We start from the raw sequence: 17,427 nt of genomic DNA on the forward strand, positions 1-17,427 counted from the left end.
TCAGCTATTGTTGACACCTTTACCTTTAGTTATTCTATGTCGATTATATTGAATGTGTTTGTACTCAACTCACAAAATCCCGGATGCCATCGATGCAAGAACAATATCGTCCACAGGACATTGAACAGAAAGTTCAGGAACATTGGGACAACAATCAAACGTTTGTTGTGACTGAAGACGCTAATAAAGAGAAATTCTACTGTCTCTCTATGTTCCCGTACCCAAGTGGCCGACTGCACATGGGCCACGTGCGTAACTACACCATCGGTGATGTGGTTTCTCGTTACCAGCGCCTACAGGGCAAGAACGTCATGCAGCCAATCGGCTGGGATGCCTTCGGCCTACCGGCAGAAAACGCCGCAGTGAAAAACAAGACTGCGCCGGCGCCTTGGACATACGAAAACATCGAATACATGAAGAACCAGCTTAAGCTGCTGGGCTTCGGCTACGACTGGAACCGCGAATTCGCGACCTGTACCCCAGAATACTACCGCTGGGAGCAGGAGTTCTTCACTAAGCTGTACAACAAAGGCTTGGTATACAAGAAGACCTCTTCTGTTAACTGGTGTCCAAATGACCAGACAGTACTGGCTAACGAACAGGTTGAAGACGGCTGCTGCTGGCGTTGTGACACGCCTGTAGAGCAAAAGGAAATCCCACAGTGGTTCATCAAGATCACCGAGTACGCACAAGAGCTACTTGACGACCTTGATCAGCTAGATGGCTGGCCTGAGATGGTTAAGACCATGCAGCGCAACTGGATCGGCCGCTCTGAAGGCGTTGAGCTTGAGTTCAACGTTATTGGCCAGGACAAGCCGCTTGAAGTCTACACCACCCGCCCAGACACCCTGATGGGCGTGACTTTCGTAAGCATTGCTGCGGGCCACCCGCTAGCCGCTTTTGCTGCCCAGAACAACCCTGAGCTTGCTGCTTTCATCGACGAATGCCGCAACACCAAGGTTGCCGAAGCAGAACTGGCCACGATGGAGAAGAAAGGCATGGCCACTGGCCTGACTGCTATCCATCCGCTTAACGGCCGCGAAGTACCTGTGTACGTTGCCAACTTTGTCCTGATGGATTACGGCACAGGCGCGGTAATGGCTGTTCCAGCCCACGACCAGCGCGACTACGAGTTCGCGACCAAGTACGGCCTGGACATCATGCCGGTTATCAAACCTGCTGACGACAGCGAGCTGGATATCAGCGAAGCGGCCTACACGGAAAAAGGCATCCTGTTCAACTCTGGCGAGTTCGACGGTTTGGATTTCCAAGGCGCGTTCGATGCAATCGCAGCGAAACTGGAAGCAGAAGGCAAAGGCACCAAGACAGTTAACTTCCGTCTACGTGACTGGGGTGTGTCTCGTCAGCGTTACTGGGGTGCTCCAATCCCAATGGTCACCACTGAAGATGGCGAAGTACATCCAGTGCCAGCTGACCAGCTGCCTGTGATCCTGCCTGAAGACGTGGTAATGGACGGCGTTACCAGCCCAATCAAAGCGGACAAAGAGTGGGCGAAGACCACCTTTAACGGCGAACCGGCTCTACGCGAGACTGACACGTTCGATACGTTCATGGAGTCTTCTTGGTACTACGCACGTTACTGTTCACCACAGGCTGACGACATTCTAGACCCAGAAAAAGCAAACTACTGGCTACCAGTAGATCAGTACATCGGCGGTATCGAGCACGCTTGTATGCACCTGCTGTACTCTCGCTTCTTCCACAAACTGCTACGTGACGCAGGTTACGTAACATCTGACGAGCCGTTCAAGCAGCTGCTATGTCAGGGCATGGTACTGGCGGATGCGTTCTACTTCGAAACCGAGAAAGGCGGTAAAGAGTGGGTGTCTCCAACAGACGTAACGGTTGAGCGTGATGGCAAAGGTCGTATTGTCGCGGCAAAAGACAACGAAGGTCGCAGCGTTGAGCACTCAGGCATGATCAAAATGTCTAAGTCTAAGAACAACGGTATCGACCCGCAGGAAATGGTCGACAAATACGGTGCCGACACCGTTCGTCTGTTCATGATGTTCGCATCACCAGCTGACATGACCCTTGAGTGGCAGGAATCTGGCGTTGAAGGCGCAAACCGCTTCCTGAAGCGTGTATGGAAACTGGTGAAAGAGCACACTGAGAAAGGTGCCGTTGAAGCGCTTGACGTGGCAACACTGTCTGGCGATCAGAAAGCCCTACGCCGTGACGTGCACAAGACTATTGCTAAAGTAAGCGATGACATCGGCCGTCGTCAGACATTCAACACCGCTATCGCAGCAGTGATGGAGCTGATGAACAAGCTGGCGAAAGCGTCTCAGGACAGCGCACAAGACCGTGCTCTACTAGACGAAGCGCTAAAGGCTATCGTACGTATGCTGTACCCAATGACTCCACACATCTGTTTCGAAATGTGGGAAGCACTGGGCGAGAGCAACATCGACAATGCCGAGTGGCCGGTTGCTGACGAGAAGGCGATGGTTGAAGACGAGAAGCTGATTATCGTTCAGGTAAACGGCAAGCTTCGCGCCAAGTTGACTGTTGCAGCCGACGCAACCAAAGAGCAAGTAGAAGCACTTGCCATGGCTGATGAAAGCGTTACCAAGTTCACTAGCGATGTAACCATTCGCAAAGTGATCTACGTACCGGGCAAACTACTGAACATTGTTGCGAACTAACAAGCGTTCCCATTGCCTAACCTGTGGCTCCCTCGCGGAGCCACAGATTTACCGGCTCACACATCCCACATTAGAATTACCTGCGTCAGCCGGTCAGTTTTCACCCTTTATCATGGAGCAGACTCGGTGTTAGCTTTATTTTCTATCAAAAGCACTATCCGATCCCTTACGGTCGTTATGCTGGCATTGCTAACAGCATCCTGCGGCTTCCACCTTCGCGGCAACTACATGCTGCCCGACGACATTGCCAAATTATCCCTGACCAGTTTCGACCCATACGGCCAATTGACGCGCCAAGTCGAATCCCAATTCAAACTGCACGGCATTGAACCTGTGCAACCATCTAGCAATGTCCCTAACCTGCACCTGATCAGCGAATCAACCGGTGAACGCACCTTGTCGCTCTATCAGAATGCCCGCGCCGCTGAGTACGAACTGACTTATACCGTCAACTACAGCATTGTCGTACCAGAAAAAGGCCGCCAAGCCTACACCACCCGTGTTAACCGCACCTTCCTCGACAACCCGCTGACAGCACTGGCTAAATCAGTGGAACGCGACATGATTGAAGATGAGATGCGCCAGCAAGCCGCTCGCCAGATCATGCGCCAGCTAGCCCGCCTGACTGCGGTATTCAACCAAATGGAAGAGGCTGAGCTTAAGGCCAAACTGGAACAGGACAGCAAGACCAGCACCACATTGCAGGTTGAATCTGCACAATGAGGATTTACCCTGAACAACTGGCGCAGCAGCTCGGCAAAGGGCTGCGCCAAGCCTACCTGCTGTTTGGCAACGAACCCTTGCTAAAGCTCGAAGCCAACGACCAGATCCGTCAAGCTGCCACGGCGGCAGGCTTTGACGAGCGCCATGCCTTCACCGTCGATGCCCAGCTCGACTGGAACCAGGTTATCGACTGCTGTCAGGCAATGAGCCTGTTCTCATCGCGCCAGCTCATTGAGCTGGAGCTGCCCGAGGCCGGCCTTACTGTCCCGCAGACAAAATCACTGCAAGAGGTTATCGACTGCCTCAATCCGGATATCCTGCTGGTTTTGCAAGGGCCACGCCTGAACAAGAAGCAAGAAGCAGCCAAGTGGTTCAAGGCGTTGGAGACCAACGGCCTCTACATTCCGTGTAATACCCCAGAGGCCAAATTCCTGCCCCGTTTCATCCAGGGCCGCTGCCAGCAACTCGGGCTCAAGCCAGATCTAGAATCGGTACAGATGCTGGCCCAATGGCACGAAGGCAACCTTCTGGCACTTGCGCAGAGCCTGCAGAAACTGACCCTGCTCTATCCTGACGGGGAGCTGACGATTCTGCGCCTTGAGCAGGCTCTCAGCCGTCATAACCACTACACGCCGTTTCAGTTGCTCGACGCGCTGCTGGCAGGACAAGCCAAGCGCAGCCAACGGGTATTGCGCCAGCTAGAGGGCGAGGGCGTCGAGGCAATCATCCTGCTGCGCACCTTGCAGCGTGAGTTGACCCAGCTTTACAAAATGCAGGAGATGGGCAGCAAAGGCACACCGCTGAGCAAGATTTTTGAGAATTTCCGCATCTGGCAAAGCCGCCGCGAAATCTACATCGGCGCCCTGCACCGTCTGCCGCTACCCGTCATTATCCACTTGCTGCAACAATTGGCGATATTGGAAGTCAAAGTGAAAACAGACTTCGATTTTTCGCCCTGGAGTGCACTGTCGGCGATCTGTGCCCAAATGTGCGGCATCAGGCTGCCAGCCGCCTAAACTGTGTAAAGATATAGCCAAAGACATATCGAACAGGTCGCTGCATGCTATACTGCGCCGCTCCATCGCGGCCAGGCATGCAGCGGTCGCAACGTTACAAACAATACTGATACGAGGGGATCCCTTTGCAGGTTCAAGAACTACACGATTTTATTGTTGATAAAGTAGACGACATCAAAGCCCAGGACATCATTACCCTGGATGTACGTGGCAAATCCAGCATCACCGACTTCATGGTGCTCTGTACTGGTACGTCAAACCGCCACGTAAGCTCAATTGCCGATCACGTTAACAAAGAATCCAAGCTGATTGACTACCCTCCTTTCGGGATCAGTGGCGAAGAAGATAGCGAGTGGGTAATCGTCGATATGGGCAGCGTGATCCTGCACATCATGCAAGAAGATGCCCGCAACCTGTACCAACTCGAGAAGCTTTGGGGCTAATCGATGAAGTTACAGTTAATCGCCGTCGGCACGAAAATGCCGAAGTGGGTAGAGGAAGGTTACAAGGAATACAGCCGCCGCTTCCCTAAAGACATGCCGTTGGAGCTCATCGAAATCTCTGCTGGCAAACGAGGTAAAAATGCCGATATCGCCCGAATCTTGCAAAAAGAAGGCGAAGCGATGCTGGCAGCCGTTCCCAAAGGCAACCGGATTGTCACCCTGGACATTCCGGGCAAGCGTTGGGACACCGAGCAATTAGCCGAGCAGCTCGAGAGCTGGAAGCTCGACGGCCGTGATGTGTCGATTCTGATTGGTGGTCCGGAAGGACTGGCACCGGCATGTAAAGCCGCTGCGGATCAGAGCTGGTCACTGTCACCATTGACACTGCCCCACCCGCTGGTGCGTGTGGTCATGGCAGAAAGCCTGTACCGGGCCTGGAGCATCACTGCCAACCACCCATACCACAGGGAATAACCGACAATGAGACAAAAGCGAACACAGATCCGCGACCATCGGGCTGAGTCGGCGTTGTTTTTCCGCCGGGCTCTTGTCTCATTTGCCGGCATCGTAGTCCTTGTCGCTATTCTGCTCGCCAACCTCTATCACATTCAAATCAGCGAGCACGAAGATTATCAGACCCGTTCCAACGACAACCGGATCAAAATCGTTCCGGTTGCCCCGAACCGCGGCCTGATCTACGACCGAAATGGCATACTGCTGGCAGAGAACCGCCCTGCCTACTCGCTGGAGATCACCTCGGAAAAAGTGCCAGACATGGCCGATACCTTCGCGCGCCTGAAGGTTTTGATGGGGGTGACCGACGACCAAATCGAGCGCTTCGAGCGCGAACGCCGCCGTACCCGCCGGTTCAAGTCCGTGCCGCTGCTCAACCAGATGACCGATGAACAGGTCGCTCTGTTTTCTGTCAACCAGCACCGCTACCCCGGCGTCGAAGTAAAGGCTTACCTCAAGCGCTACTACCCATACGGCGAGGCATTGACCCACGTCATCGGCTATGTCGCCAAAATCAACGACCGCGATATCGAACGCCTTGAGCGCGAAGACAAAATCAACAACTACAAGGCGACCCGAGATATCGGCAAGCTCGGCGTTGAAAAATATTACGAAGATTTGCTGCACGGCACCTCCGGCTACCAAGAAGTCGAGGTCAACAGCCGTGGCCGAATCATTCGCACCCTAAAATACGTCCCGCCGATCCCCGGCAAGGACATCAAACTCAATATCGATATCGAGCTACAGCTCTATGTCCAAGAACTGCTGACCCAGCGCAAAATCGACCCCGATACCGGCCTTGAAGTCATCAAGCACAAACGCGGCTCGGTCGTGGTCATGGATCCCCGAGACTCCTCAGTGCTGGCGATGGTATCAAGCCCAAGCTACGATCCTAACCTGTTCGTCCACGGGATCTCCGGCAAGAAATACCGCGAACTGCTCAACGACAAAGACAGGCCGCTGGTCAACAGGGTCACGCTAGGGATCTACCCGCCTGCGTCGACCGTCAAGCCAATGATTGCCGTTGCCGCCCTGACCGAAGGGGTGATCACAACCCGTACCACCCGGAACGACCCGGGGTACTGGCGGATCCCGAACTCCAACAGCCGACCGTTCCGCGACTGGCTGCGCTGGGGCCATGGCAAGGTCAATATCTACAAGGCCATCGAAGAATCAGTTGATACATTCTTCTATCAAGTGGCCTATGATATGGGCATAGACCGCCTGTCCAGTTGGATGAGCCGCTTTGGCTACGGTGAATACACCGGCATTGATATCCACGAGGAGAGCAAGGCCAACATGCCGACCCGCGAGTGGAAGCAGGCCCGCTTCCGCCAACCGTGGTATCAGGGCGATACCATTCCGGTCGGCATCGGGCAGGGCTACTGGACGGCAACGCCATTGCAAATTGCCAAGGCCACGACCGTACTGGTAAACAATGGCCGAGTGCAGGCGCCTCATCTGCTCAAAGATGTGATTGACGAAAATGTCGAAGTACCTGCCAAGTACGACGATTTCCCGCCAATCGACAATGTTGCGCCAGAGGACTGGGACGTGGCCAAAGAAGGGATGCTGAAAGTGCTGTACGGCAAACGGGGCACCGCTCGCCGCGCCTTCTACGGGGCACAATACAAGGCTGGCGGCAAGTCTGGTTCGGCGCAGGTATTTGGCCTCGCGGAAGATCAGGAATACAACGCCGATGAACTCGAAGAACACCTGCGTGACCACGCCCTGTTCACGGCATTCGCCCCGTTCGAAAAGCCAACCGTCGTGGTCTCGATGGTCTTGGAGAATGCCGGCGGCGGCTCCTCCAACGGTGGTCCGTTGGCCCGTAAGATCTTCGACCATATGCTGGTCAAGCCCGCGACCGCGGATCCGATTGAGCAGCTGGTTGCCCAGAAAATAGCAGAGGTAAGCCGATGAGCATCATGGCCGCAGCAGGCGCCAAACGTACCCTCAGTGACCGTCTTCACTTGGATTTCCCGCTTCTCGCGGGGATCCTTGTCCTGATGGGGTTCGCCCTGATGGTGATGTACAGTGCCAGCGGCCAAAACCTAGAGATGATGGAGCGGCAGGCGGTACGGATGCTGCTCTCGCTCGGGGTGATGTTAGTCCTTGCCCAAATTGCCCCCCGCCACTACGAGACCTGGGCCCCCTATCTGTTCGGGGTCGGCCTGCTGCTCTTGCTCGGGGTGCTGCTGTTCGGCGAGGTATCCAAAGGGGCGCAACGCTGGCTCAACCTCGGGGTGGTCAGGTTCCAGCCCTCGGAGCTGATCAAGCTGGCTGTCCCGTTGATGGTCGCACGGTTTATCGGTAACCGTCCCCTCCCCCCCAGCCTGAAAAACATCACCATCGCCCTCGTGCTCATCTGCGTCCCAACCATCCTGATCGCCAAACAGCCGGATCTCGGCACTTCGATCCTTATCGCCGCCTCGGGTGTCTTTGTCTTGTTCCTCTCCGGCATCAACTGGCGGATCATCGCCCTTGCCGGAAGCTTGCTCGGGGCCTTTATTCCGGTATTGTGGTTTTTCCTGATGCGCGATTACCAACGAACCCGGGTACTGACCTTATTCAACCCTGAATCTGACCCGCTCGGGGCGGGTTATCATATTATCCAGTCTAAAATTGCTATCGGCTCCGGCGGGCTCAATGGCAAGGGATGGCTGCAAGGTACCCAGTCCCAACTCGAATTCCTGCCAGAGCGCCATACCGATTTCATTTTCGCGGTGATTGCCGAGGAATGGGGACTGATTGGAGTATGCAGCCTGCTCGCTATCTACCTGTTCATCATCGCCCGCGGCCTGATCCTATCAAGCCGAGCCCAGACGGCTTTCGGACGCATGATGTCCGGCAGTATCATGCTGAGCTTCTTCGTGTATATCTTTGTCAATATCGGTATGGTCAGCGGGTTACTTCCAGTCGTGGGGGTTCCGCTACCACTTGTCAGCTATGGTGGCACCTCAATGGTTACCTTGATGGCCGGTTTTGGTATCCTGATGTCCATTCATACCCATAGAAACATGTTGTCCAAGGCGACCTAAATGCGCATTACCCCTATTTTCCTTGCCCTGCTGATTGCTGGATGCAGCTCAACCCCGAGTGACGAGCGCTACGAGCTGGCCGATGACGTCGCACCGACATCATCACCAACGCTGGATCACATCGAAGATGCCCAGCCCCGCTACGAGCCTTTCAGCCTCGCGGGCAACAAGGATTACACCCTGCGCGGCAAAGACTACAAAATCGTCCGGGGCGATCAGCCATTCATCGAGGAAGGCTATGCCTCATGGTACGGCCAGAAGTTTCATGGCCATAAAACCTCCAATGGCGAGATCTACGACATGTACTCGATGACAGCGGCCCACAAGACCCTGCCGCTGCCGAGCTATGTCAAAGTCACCAATACCAAGAACGGCAAAACCGCCATTGTCCGAGTCAACGATCGCGGGCCGTTCCACGACGGACGGATCATCGACCTCAGCATGGCAGCAGCGGCTCGACTCGATGTCATCAAGAACGGCACAGCGCCGGTACGTATTGAGCTGATCCGAATAGCAAAGCCCACCAACCCTGATGAGTGGCAATCGGCCAACCCGAATTTCTATTTCGTCCAGCTGGCAGCGGTCACCGATGCAGAGAAGGCCGAGGCGATGACAGCCCAGCTCAAGCAGGAATTTGCCAGCCCGATTGATACTCAAAAATCCGATGCCGGTGAAGTCTACCGGCTCCGCTTGGGACCGTTTATCGACCGCGATGAGGCAGTATCACTGCGCGACAAGGCAAAATCGAGCCATTACCCGCAAGCTTTTATCATCACATCGAAACGTGAATTGGAACCAAAATCGTAATTTGATATCCAATATGCATACAATGTGGCAGCTTTTTGCTGCCCATTGTTGTTTTTTACCCCAACCAAATGTCAAAATTTGGCAATCATCACTCCTCACAGCGTCATATCTGCGGCCAATACTGGCCTGTCATTGACAATCTGATATAGTGTGTGGAGTTTTTTTGCAACTGACAAAATTAAGTTACAACCACCATGAAGAAATCTGCTGCACTTTTCCGCTCGGTCGCTATCTCAGCCACCTTGCTGGCTTCAGCAAGCGCTGCGGCTGCACCAGCGGTTGTCCCTGAAGCACCTCAAATCGCTGCCAAGGGCTACGTCCTGATGGATTACCATTCAGGTAAAATTCTGGCTGGCTATAAAGAGTTCGAACAACTGCCACCAGCAAGTTTGACCAAGATGATGACCAGCTACGTTATCGGTCAGGAAATCAAGCGCGGCAATATCTCGATGGATGATACTGTTGTCGTAAGCAAAAACGCTTGGGCTAAGAACTTCCCAGGCTCTTCGAAGATGTTTATCGAAGTCGGTAGCGAGGTTAAGGTTTCAGATCTCAACCGCGGTATCATCATCCAATCAGGCAACGACGCCTGTGTTGCGATGGCTGAACACGTTGCCGGATCAACCGACTCGTTCGTTGATCTGATGAACGGTTGGGCCAAGAGCCTGAAGATGGATTCAACCCACTTCGCCAACGTTCACGGCCTGGACAATCCGAACCTATACACAACACCATACGACATGGCGTTGCTGGCTCAGGGCCTGATCCGCGATGTACCGGAAGAATTTGCCATCTACAAGGAGAAATCCTTCACTTACAACGACATCACCCAGTACAACCGCAACAGCCTGCTGTGGGACAAGAGCCTGAACGTTGACGGTCTGAAAACAGGCCACACCAACAATGCCGGCTACAGCTTGGTGAGCACGGCAACAGAAGGCAAAATGCGCCTAATCTCTGTCGTGATGGGCACCAAGAACCCGAATGCCCGTAAGGCCGAGAGCAAGAAACTGCTGAACTACGGCTTCCGTTTCTTCGAAACTGTATCACCGCACAAGGCCAACGAGACGTTCGTTACCGAAAAAGTATGGATGGGTGACACCGATGAAGTGGCACTAGGCGTCGCCGAAGATACCTTCGTGACTCTGCCTCGCGGCCAGACCAAAGATCTTGCTGCCAGCTTTGTTCTTGAAAAAGAGCTGAAAGCACCGATCAAAAAAGGCGACGTAGTCGGTAAGCTATACTACCGCGTAGGGAACGAGGATATTGCCGAGTACCCGCTGATTGCCTTGAACAATGTCAACGAAGGCGGCATCTTCAGCCGTTTCATCGATTACATCGTTTTGCTATTCAAAGGCTGGTTGAACTAACCTAGCGATAAGCAACACAAAGAGGCAGCCACGGGCTGCCTCTTTGCTATCGGCCTGCCGCCTGCGGCCAAGATGGCTTGAGAAAAGCGGCCTGAGCCTTTAATATGCACAGCCTAAAACGCAACATCTATGCAAAACCTCGGAGTTCAGCATGCAGCAGCAAGAACAGGCAACACTGAAAGATCTGTTAGAGTTCCCTTGTAAGTTTACTTACAAGGTTATGGGTTACAACAAACCTGAACTGGCCGATCTCGTTGTTGAAGTGATCCAGCGCCACGCGCCGGGCGATTACACCCCTGACGTTAAGCCTAGCGGCAAGGGGACCTACAGTGCCGTATCTATCAGTATCACCGCCACGTCGATTGAGCAGGTTGAAACCCTGTACAAAGAACTGGGCGACATCGATATTGTCCGCGTCGTTCTGTAAGCCTAATCCCCTATAAATTGGCGGCTGTAAATTCAGCCGCCAAGTTTTATAATGTATCACCCAACACCCAGGTGGGGGTGTCTCTAACAGGCTGGGCTTATGGGCCTTACGGATGTGACTTTGAACAATAACATCATCATTCGAAATCTTGGTCGCCGCGACTACGAGCCAACGTGGCAGGCCATGCACCAATTCACCGATCAACGGACAGCTGACAGCACCGACGAAATCTGGCTGGTTGAACACAACCCCGTCTTTACCCAAGGGCAAGCCGGAAAAGCCGAACACCTGCTCAACACTGGTGATATCCCTGTCGTCCAAAGTGATCGTGGCGGCCAAGTGACCTATCATGGTCCGGGCCAACTGGTGGCCTATATCCTGATAGACCTGCGCCGCAAGAAACTTGGCGTTCGCGATCTGGTAACCCATATCGAGAATACGGTCATCAATACCCTGTCCCACTTCGGGATCGAATCTAACGCCCGCCCTGACGCACCGGGTGTGTATGTCAACAACCAAAAGATATGCTCACTGGGGCTGCGGATCAGACGCGGCTGCTCTTTTCACGGTCTGGCACTCAATATCAACATGGATCTGGCCCCATTCCTGCGTATCAACCCTTGTGGTTATGCCGGGATGGAAATGACGCAAACTGCGTTGTTGGATGGGCCTTCAGAATTAGCGGAAGTTCAGCCGGTACTAGTAGAAGAGCTGGTCAAACTGCTCGATTACCAGAGCGTTGAGTGGAAAACGGAAAGCAATTCATGAGTAAACCAATCAAAATTGAACAAGGTGTCAAATACCGTGATGCCGACAAAATGGCCCTTATCCCGGTTCGCAATGTCGCTGAGGAAGAAGCGCCAAAAGAGACCCTGCGCAAACCAGAATGGATGAAGATCAAGCTGCCGTCTGACAGCAAGCGCATCCAGGAAATCAAATCAGCGATGCGCAAGAACAACCTCCATTCGGTATGTGAGGAAGCATCTTGTCCGAATCTGGCAGAATGCTTCAACCACGGTACGGCAACCTTCATGATCCTTGGTGCAATCTGTACCCGCCGCTGCCCGTTCTGTGACGTGGCCCACGGCCGTCCACTGCCACCGAATGCCGAAGAACCGACCCAACTGGCGCAGACCATCGCCGACATGAAGCTTCGCTACGTTGTCGTAACGTCAGTGGACCGTGATGATCTTCGCGACGGCGGTGCCCAGCACTTTGCCGACTGTACCCGCGAGATCCGCGCCAAGAGCCCGGGCATCCAGATCGAAACCCTGGTTCCCGATTTCCGAGGCCGTATGGACCGCGCGCTGGAAGTTTTGCGCGACAACCCGCCAGATGTATTCAACCACAATCTGGAAACCGCCCCACGCCTATATCGCAAGGCCCGTCCGGGAGCTAACTACCAGTGGTCGTTGGATCTGTTGAAGAAATTCAAGGAAATCCACCCTGAGATCCCAACCAAATCAGGCCTGATGATGGGTCTGGGCGAGACCAAAGAAGAGATCATCGAGGTACTGAAGGATCTTCGCGCCCACGGTGTGACAATGCTGACTCTAGGCCAGTATCTGGCACCAAGCCGCCATCACCTGCCGGTAGAGCGTTTCGTGCCGCCTGAAGAGTTTGACGAACTAAAACAAATCGCACTGGATCTGGGCTTCACCCACGCAGCCTGCGGCCCGTTTGTCCGCTCGTCTTACCATGCAGATATGCAAGCTCGCGGCGAAGAGGTCAAGTAAGACCATATTCTCGCGCCATAAAAAAACGCTGCCTAGGCAGCGTTTTTTATTATCCCTAAATCCTTACCGGGCAAATCCGACAGGATCGTATTACTTGCGGTTGTCTCGCTCAATGGCCGCCATCATCACCGGCACCATGCTTTCCAGTGCTTCTTCGGTAATCGGCTTGCCGTCGGCATTAGTGATATTGATCGAGGTACGGTTGCCCAAATCACCCAGCAAGATATTGTAGGTACGGCTATCTAGCATAATTGGCTTGGTACCCAACTCAGTCCAGAATTCATCATCCTGTGACTTGAACTTCACTTCCACTTCACCTTGTGAGCGGTTGCGGCCTTCCACAGAGAATCCAATCTGACCAAGAATTTCAGGGAAACGCTCCCAGAACACGGAGTACGGCGCACGGGCAATAATAACCGGCAGGCCGCTACGATCCTGACCCATTGAGATCGGGATCTGCTTGACCAACTCCTGAGCTCGCAGGCGAGCACGCTCGCGCTCTTCCTGATCATAACGAGAGGTGATCAAATTGGTCATCAGCGTGCTGTAACGCTCTTTGTTGTCCGCGGTTACCGGCTGCTTGACCCCACCTTCACGCCAATCGATCAGCTCAATCTGGTAGCTGTTGCGGTTAGGCTCTGCCGACTTCGTGATCCGGTAGCGACTGCCAACTTCACTGTCTTCGTCAGCATTGGTCCAAGTGACCCAGTCTGTGACCATCTCATTGGCACCTTCGCTAACAAGGGCAATATTTTGCTCAGCCACCACTTTTTGGGTCAGTCCCCAAATGTCGCTTAGCTCTTCTGGCTTGCTCAGCAATAAAACCACGCCCTGCTCGGTTTTTACTGTTCTGGCACCCGGAATCAAAGCCAATACCTGTTGCGGTGGGCGGATATCCACCGCAGCCCCGACACCGCCGTTAAACTGGCGGGCTGGGATGGCATAGTCCGAAACCTGAAAAGGCTGCGCATTCGTTGGCATGTTCCAGGCCTGCAAAGGCTCGGTCTTGAGATAGTTAAAATCCTGGTTGGCTTGGCGGCGCTGCTCGGCTCCACCAGAGCACCCCGCCAATGTTGCTACAGCGACGGCTGCAGCCACCAGCTTATACTTGTAATTCATTCGCTTTCCTACGCTCTAAAGCCGGTTGCCCATTACCTACAGCAGTACGTTCGCATCCTTCAGCGCTGCTTCGACCACTGGTTGGGCATTTTCACTTAGCTTGGTCAGCGGCAGGCGTAAATCGCCATACGTGATCAAGCCCAATTGATGTGCTGCCCATTTTACCGGGATTGGGTTTGATTCAACAAACAATTGCTTGTGCAATGGCATCAGACGTTGATTGATCTCACGAGCCGCGTCCATCTGGCCGCTTAATGCCAGCTTGAACATCAACGCCATGTCTGGTGCAGCAACGTTAGCGGTCACCGAAATAACCCCGTGGCCACCCTCGTCGAGGAAATCCAACCCCGTCGCATCATCACCGCTCAATTGGATAAACTCAGGCCCGCAAAGTTCCCGGGTTTTTCTCACCCGTGACAAATCCGCCGTCGCATCTTTAATACCAACGATATTGTCCAGCTTCGCCAAGCGGGCAACAGTTTCCGGCAGCAAGTCAACACCGGTACGGCCCGGTACATTGTAAAGGAACTGAGGCAGCTCTGTTGATTCCGCGATTGCCTTATAATGTTGGTACAAACCTTCTTGAGTTGGTTTGTTGTAATAAGGTGTGACACTCAGGCAACCGACAATGCCGGTATCGCTCATCAATTTGGTCATGGTGATGGCTTCGTGGGTGGCGTTTGCCCCCGTACCGGCCAATACAGGCACTCGGCCCTGTGCGTATTCCACGGTCTTCTGAACGACCTTGACGTGCTCATCGACGGTCAGGGTCGTCGATTCGCCAGTTGTCCCCACTGAGACAATAGCGTCGGTACCTGCCGCGATGTGATATTCTACCAACGACGCCAAACTGGCGTAGTCTACTTCACCGTTCTCATCAAACGGCGTGATCAGCGCAACCATACTGCCTGAAAACATATCCTTACTCCCCTTGAATAACTATCGACCCGGCATCCTTATCTTCGGGGGCTCCAGGGTCTGGTGATCTCTCAAAAATTACCCGGTAAATCCTGAAAAACGCTCAAATTCCCGTACCGGGATACTATAAGCATTTTTCAGGCGCTACCCAAAGAGCAATGGTGTCATCCAACAGCTCCGTATCATCCAGTATAAGAGCACGTGCCTGTGCTCAGAACGAGGCAAACCGGTTACGGTGCCGCATAAAAATGAAAGGTCAATGATTGAAAGTCCAACAGCCCCTAAATATGCCACAAAAGCGAATAATAAGGCGGCCAAGAGAAACCATACTACTTTTCAGTAACAGTAAACTCAAGCCAGAGTTATGTAAATTGAAGATCCCTAACTCCTTGCCGAAAGCCTAATTTTGCAGCGTTGGCACTTGGCTCGGCAGATGGCTGTGCTACCATGCATCAGGTACTCATAACATGATGTAATCAATATGGAACATTATTTAGTCGTCACTGCTGTCGGAAAAGACCGCCCAGGTATCTCCGATGAGATTATCCGGTTGATCACCCAGTGTGGCTGCAACATCATCGACAGCCGTCTGGCACTGCTTGGCAGTGAGTTTACCCTGTTCATGTTGCTGTCTGGCAATGCCAACGCTATTACCCGGGTCGAGTCGACTTTGCCGCTCACCGCGCTTGAACACGATTTACTGACCGTGATGAAACGCACCAGCAAGCATGAGCAACGCTACTCACCATACAGTGCCGAGTTTCATGTTGAAGCCAATGACAGTCCGGGACTGACCGAACCCTTTACCCGTTTCCTGGCCGCCCGAGGCCTCAGTATCGCTTCGCTCAGTGCGCAAACCCTCGAGAGCAACACCCCGGAAACCGCCAACACGTTTCAGCTGCTTATTGGCACTACCCTGCCTGAAGGCTGCAACCTAATGACACTACAAGAAGAATTTGAAGTGCTTTGCCATACCCTGCAGGTAACAGGCAAAGTCACCTTCGTCGGTCACAACCAATAAGGATACCAATATGAAGACCTTGACCGCCGGCACGGCTGCCCCAAACTTCACATTGAACAACCAGAACGGCGATCCTGTCAGCCTTGCCGATTTCAAAGGAAAAAAAGTTCTGGCCTATTTCTACCCGAAAGCCATGACCCCGGGCTGTACGGTCCAAGCCTGTGGCCTGCGCGATAGCAAGACAGAGCTGGATAGCTTCAATGTCGAGGTTCTGGGGATCAGTATCGATCCGGTTAAGCGCCTGCCGAAGTTCATCGAGCGCGACAACCTCAACTTCACCCTGCTGTCAGACGAAGACCATGCCGTTGCAGAACAATTCGGTGTCTGGGGGGAGAAGAAATTCATGGGCAAGGTTTACGACGGCCTGCACCGCATCAGCTTCCTGATCGACGAGAATGGAGTGATCGAGCATGTATTCGACAAGTTCAAAACCAAAGACCACCACGACGTCGTCCTAAACTACCTCAAAGACGCCCAGTAACAGCGGCTAACCCCGAACCATAAAAAAGGCCGCAATATTGCGGCCTTTTCTGTATATCGTATTCACTACTCGCTCGAAGCGGGCTCTTCGCTAAACTCAGCGGACGACAGCGCATGCCAAACGGCCTTGACTAAGGTTGCCAGCGGAATGGCAAAGAACACGCCCCAGAAGCCCCACAAACCGCCGAACACCAACACCGAGACGATGATCGCCACAGGGTGAAGATTGACGGCCTCGGAAAACAGCACCGGAACCAACACGTTACCATCAAGGGCCTGAATAATGCCGTAGGCTACCAGCAGCCACCAGAAATCAGGGCTGATCCCCCACTGGAACAAGCCGACCATCGCCACCGGCAAGGTCACGGCGGCGGCCCCGATATACGGGATCAGGACCGAAAAGCCCACCAGCACCCCAAGCAAAACCGCATAGCGTAGGCCCATCACCTCGAACGTCACGTAGCTGGCGATGCCGACAATAAAAATCTCGGTAACCTTGCCGCGGATATAATTCGAGATCTGCTCGTTCATCTCGGCACCGACTTCGCTCGCCAGGCGGCGGTTACGGGGCAGGAACCCCTTGAGCATCGCCATCATCTCGTCTTTGCCCTTAAGCAGGAAAAAGACCAGCAGTGGTACTAGGATCAGGTACACCGCGATTGTCGCCAGGCTGACCAGTGATGAAAGCGAGCCTTTGAGGACGCTCTCACCCATCCCCATCACCTTGTCGCGGAAAGTCATCATCACCGAGCTGATCTGGTGGGGCTGGACGAAATCAGGGTAACGCTCCGGCAAGCTCGACACATATTCCTGCAGGCCATTGAACATATTCGGGAGCTCAGCAACAAGATTGGCGACCTGATGCCAGATGGTTGGCATCAGCCCGAATACCGCCATCACCATCAGGCCGGCAAAAACCAGCAGCACCAGCGTCACGGCCGGTGTGCGAGGCAAACCAAGGCGGGTGAGTTGGCTTACCGGCCATTCGAGCAAATAAGCCAAAACAATAGCCACCAACAGCGGTGCGATGAGGTTCCCGAAAAAGTAAATAGTAAGAAATCCCCCTAGCAAAATAGCCACTAGGCTCACGGCATGGGGGTCAGAGAAGCGTCGCTGATACCAGCGGGTCAGCATATCGAGCATA

The 17,427-nt window shown here is 53.7% G+C and carries 17 protein-coding genes; 14 read left to right on the forward strand and 3 right to left on the reverse strand.

The features are described 5' to 3' along the window. The first annotated feature begins 92 nt into the window (after positions 1-92). The 12 genes from leuS (at position 93) to lipA (ending at position 12,745) form a co-directional block, all read left to right on the forward strand. Complete coding sequence (leuS, locus tag ACSF8X_RS14435; RefSeq protein WP_047878507.1) at positions 93-2,669, forward strand: leucine--tRNA ligase; 2,577 nt, start codon at positions 93-95, stop codon at positions 2,667-2,669. A 126-nt stretch (positions 2,670-2,795) separates the two neighbouring features. Further along, the gene (locus ACSF8X_RS14440; protein ID WP_047878506.1) at positions 2,796-3,392 is read left to right on the forward strand and encodes an LPS-assembly lipoprotein LptE; all 597 of its coding nucleotides are present in this window, start codon (positions 2,796-2,798) and stop codon (positions 3,390-3,392) included. Next, the gene (gene holA, locus ACSF8X_RS14445) at positions 3,389-4,408 is read left to right on the forward strand and encodes a DNA polymerase III subunit delta (RefSeq protein ID WP_047878505.1); all 1,020 of its coding nucleotides are present in this window, start codon (positions 3,389-3,391) and stop codon (positions 4,406-4,408) included. The genes ACSF8X_RS14440 and holA overlap by 4 nt, the downstream gene beginning before the upstream one ends. Positions 4,409-4,533: 125 nt before the next feature. Next, positions 4,534-4,851, forward strand: a complete 318-nt coding sequence (rsfS, locus tag ACSF8X_RS14450; protein WP_047878504.1) for a ribosome silencing factor — start codon at positions 4,534-4,536, stop codon at positions 4,849-4,851. A 3-nt stretch (positions 4,852-4,854) separates the two neighbouring features. Next, positions 4,855-5,325 (forward strand): 23S rRNA (pseudouridine(1915)-N(3))-methyltransferase RlmH, encoded by a 471-nt coding sequence (rlmH, locus tag ACSF8X_RS14455; RefSeq protein ID WP_047878503.1) that lies wholly within the window; start codon positions 4,855-4,857, stop codon positions 5,323-5,325. Positions 5,326-5,331: 6 nt separating this feature from the next. Further along, complete coding sequence (gene mrdA / locus ACSF8X_RS14460; protein ID WP_500850285.1) at positions 5,332-7,287, forward strand: penicillin-binding protein 2; 1,956 nt, start codon at positions 5,332-5,334, stop codon at positions 7,285-7,287. Next, positions 7,284-8,405 (forward strand): peptidoglycan glycosyltransferase MrdB, encoded by a 1,122-nt coding sequence (gene mrdB, locus ACSF8X_RS14465; RefSeq protein WP_500850286.1) that lies wholly within the window; start codon positions 7,284-7,286, stop codon positions 8,403-8,405. Before mrdA ends, mrdB begins: the two co-directional genes overlap by 4 nt. Continuing rightward, complete coding sequence (locus ACSF8X_RS14470; RefSeq protein WP_500850287.1) at positions 8,406-9,212, forward strand: septal ring lytic transglycosylase RlpA family protein; 807 nt, start codon at positions 8,406-8,408, stop codon at positions 9,210-9,212. Between the two features lie 194 nt (positions 9,213-9,406). Further along, a complete protein-coding gene (locus ACSF8X_RS14475) occupies positions 9,407-10,582 on the forward strand; it encodes a serine hydrolase (protein WP_047878499.1) in 1,176 nt (391 codons plus the stop codon). A 151-nt stretch (positions 10,583-10,733) separates the two neighbouring features. Continuing rightward, positions 10,734-11,009 carry a DUF493 family protein YbeD gene (ybeD, locus tag ACSF8X_RS14480; protein ID WP_047878498.1) on the forward strand — a complete coding sequence of 92 codons (276 nt, stop codon included), beginning with the start codon at positions 10,734-10,736 and terminating at the stop codon, positions 11,007-11,009. 99 nt (positions 11,010-11,108) lie between these two features. Further along, positions 11,109-11,777, forward strand: a complete 669-nt coding sequence (lipB, locus tag ACSF8X_RS14485; protein WP_500850288.1) for a lipoyl(octanoyl) transferase LipB — start codon at positions 11,109-11,111, stop codon at positions 11,775-11,777. Further along, positions 11,774-12,745: a lipoyl synthase gene (lipA, locus tag ACSF8X_RS14490; protein ID WP_047878496.1), complete on the forward strand. Its 972-nt coding sequence runs from the start codon at positions 11,774-11,776 to the stop codon at positions 12,743-12,745. The genes lipB and lipA overlap by 4 nt, the downstream gene beginning before the upstream one ends. Positions 12,746-12,835: 90 nt before the next feature. Here the strand turns inward: lipA and bamC are convergent, their stop codons facing one another. Together bamC and dapA are read right to left on the reverse strand one after the other, a co-directional pair. After that, positions 12,836-13,864, reverse strand: coding sequence for an outer membrane protein assembly factor BamC (gene bamC, locus ACSF8X_RS14495; RefSeq protein ID WP_500850289.1), 1,029 nt, complete (start codon positions 13,862-13,864; stop codon positions 12,836-12,838). Between the two features lie 36 nt (positions 13,865-13,900). Continuing rightward, positions 13,901-14,782 carry a 4-hydroxy-tetrahydrodipicolinate synthase gene (gene dapA, locus ACSF8X_RS14500; protein ID WP_047878494.1) on the reverse strand — a complete coding sequence of 294 codons (882 nt, stop codon included), beginning with the start codon at positions 14,780-14,782 and terminating at the stop codon, positions 13,901-13,903. 481 nt (positions 14,783-15,263) lie between these two features. On the opposite strand from dapA, the gene ACSF8X_RS14505 reads away from it, so the two are divergent. Further along, complete coding sequence (locus ACSF8X_RS14505; protein WP_047878493.1) at positions 15,264-15,803, forward strand: glycine cleavage system transcriptional repressor; 540 nt, start codon at positions 15,264-15,266, stop codon at positions 15,801-15,803. Between the two features lie 10 nt (positions 15,804-15,813). Then, positions 15,814-16,284, forward strand: a complete 471-nt coding sequence (gene bcp, locus ACSF8X_RS14510) for a thioredoxin-dependent thiol peroxidase (RefSeq protein WP_500850290.1) — start codon at positions 15,814-15,816, stop codon at positions 16,282-16,284. Between the two features lie 65 nt (positions 16,285-16,349). Here bcp and ACSF8X_RS14515 read toward each other — a convergent pair whose 3' ends face one another. After that, the gene (locus ACSF8X_RS14515; protein WP_500850291.1) at positions 16,350-17,426 is read right to left on the reverse strand and encodes an AI-2E family transporter; all 1,077 of its coding nucleotides are present in this window, start codon (positions 17,424-17,426) and stop codon (positions 16,350-16,352) included. Position 17,427 lies beyond the last annotated feature (1 nt).

This window comes from Photobacterium panuliri (assembly GCF_059920555.1).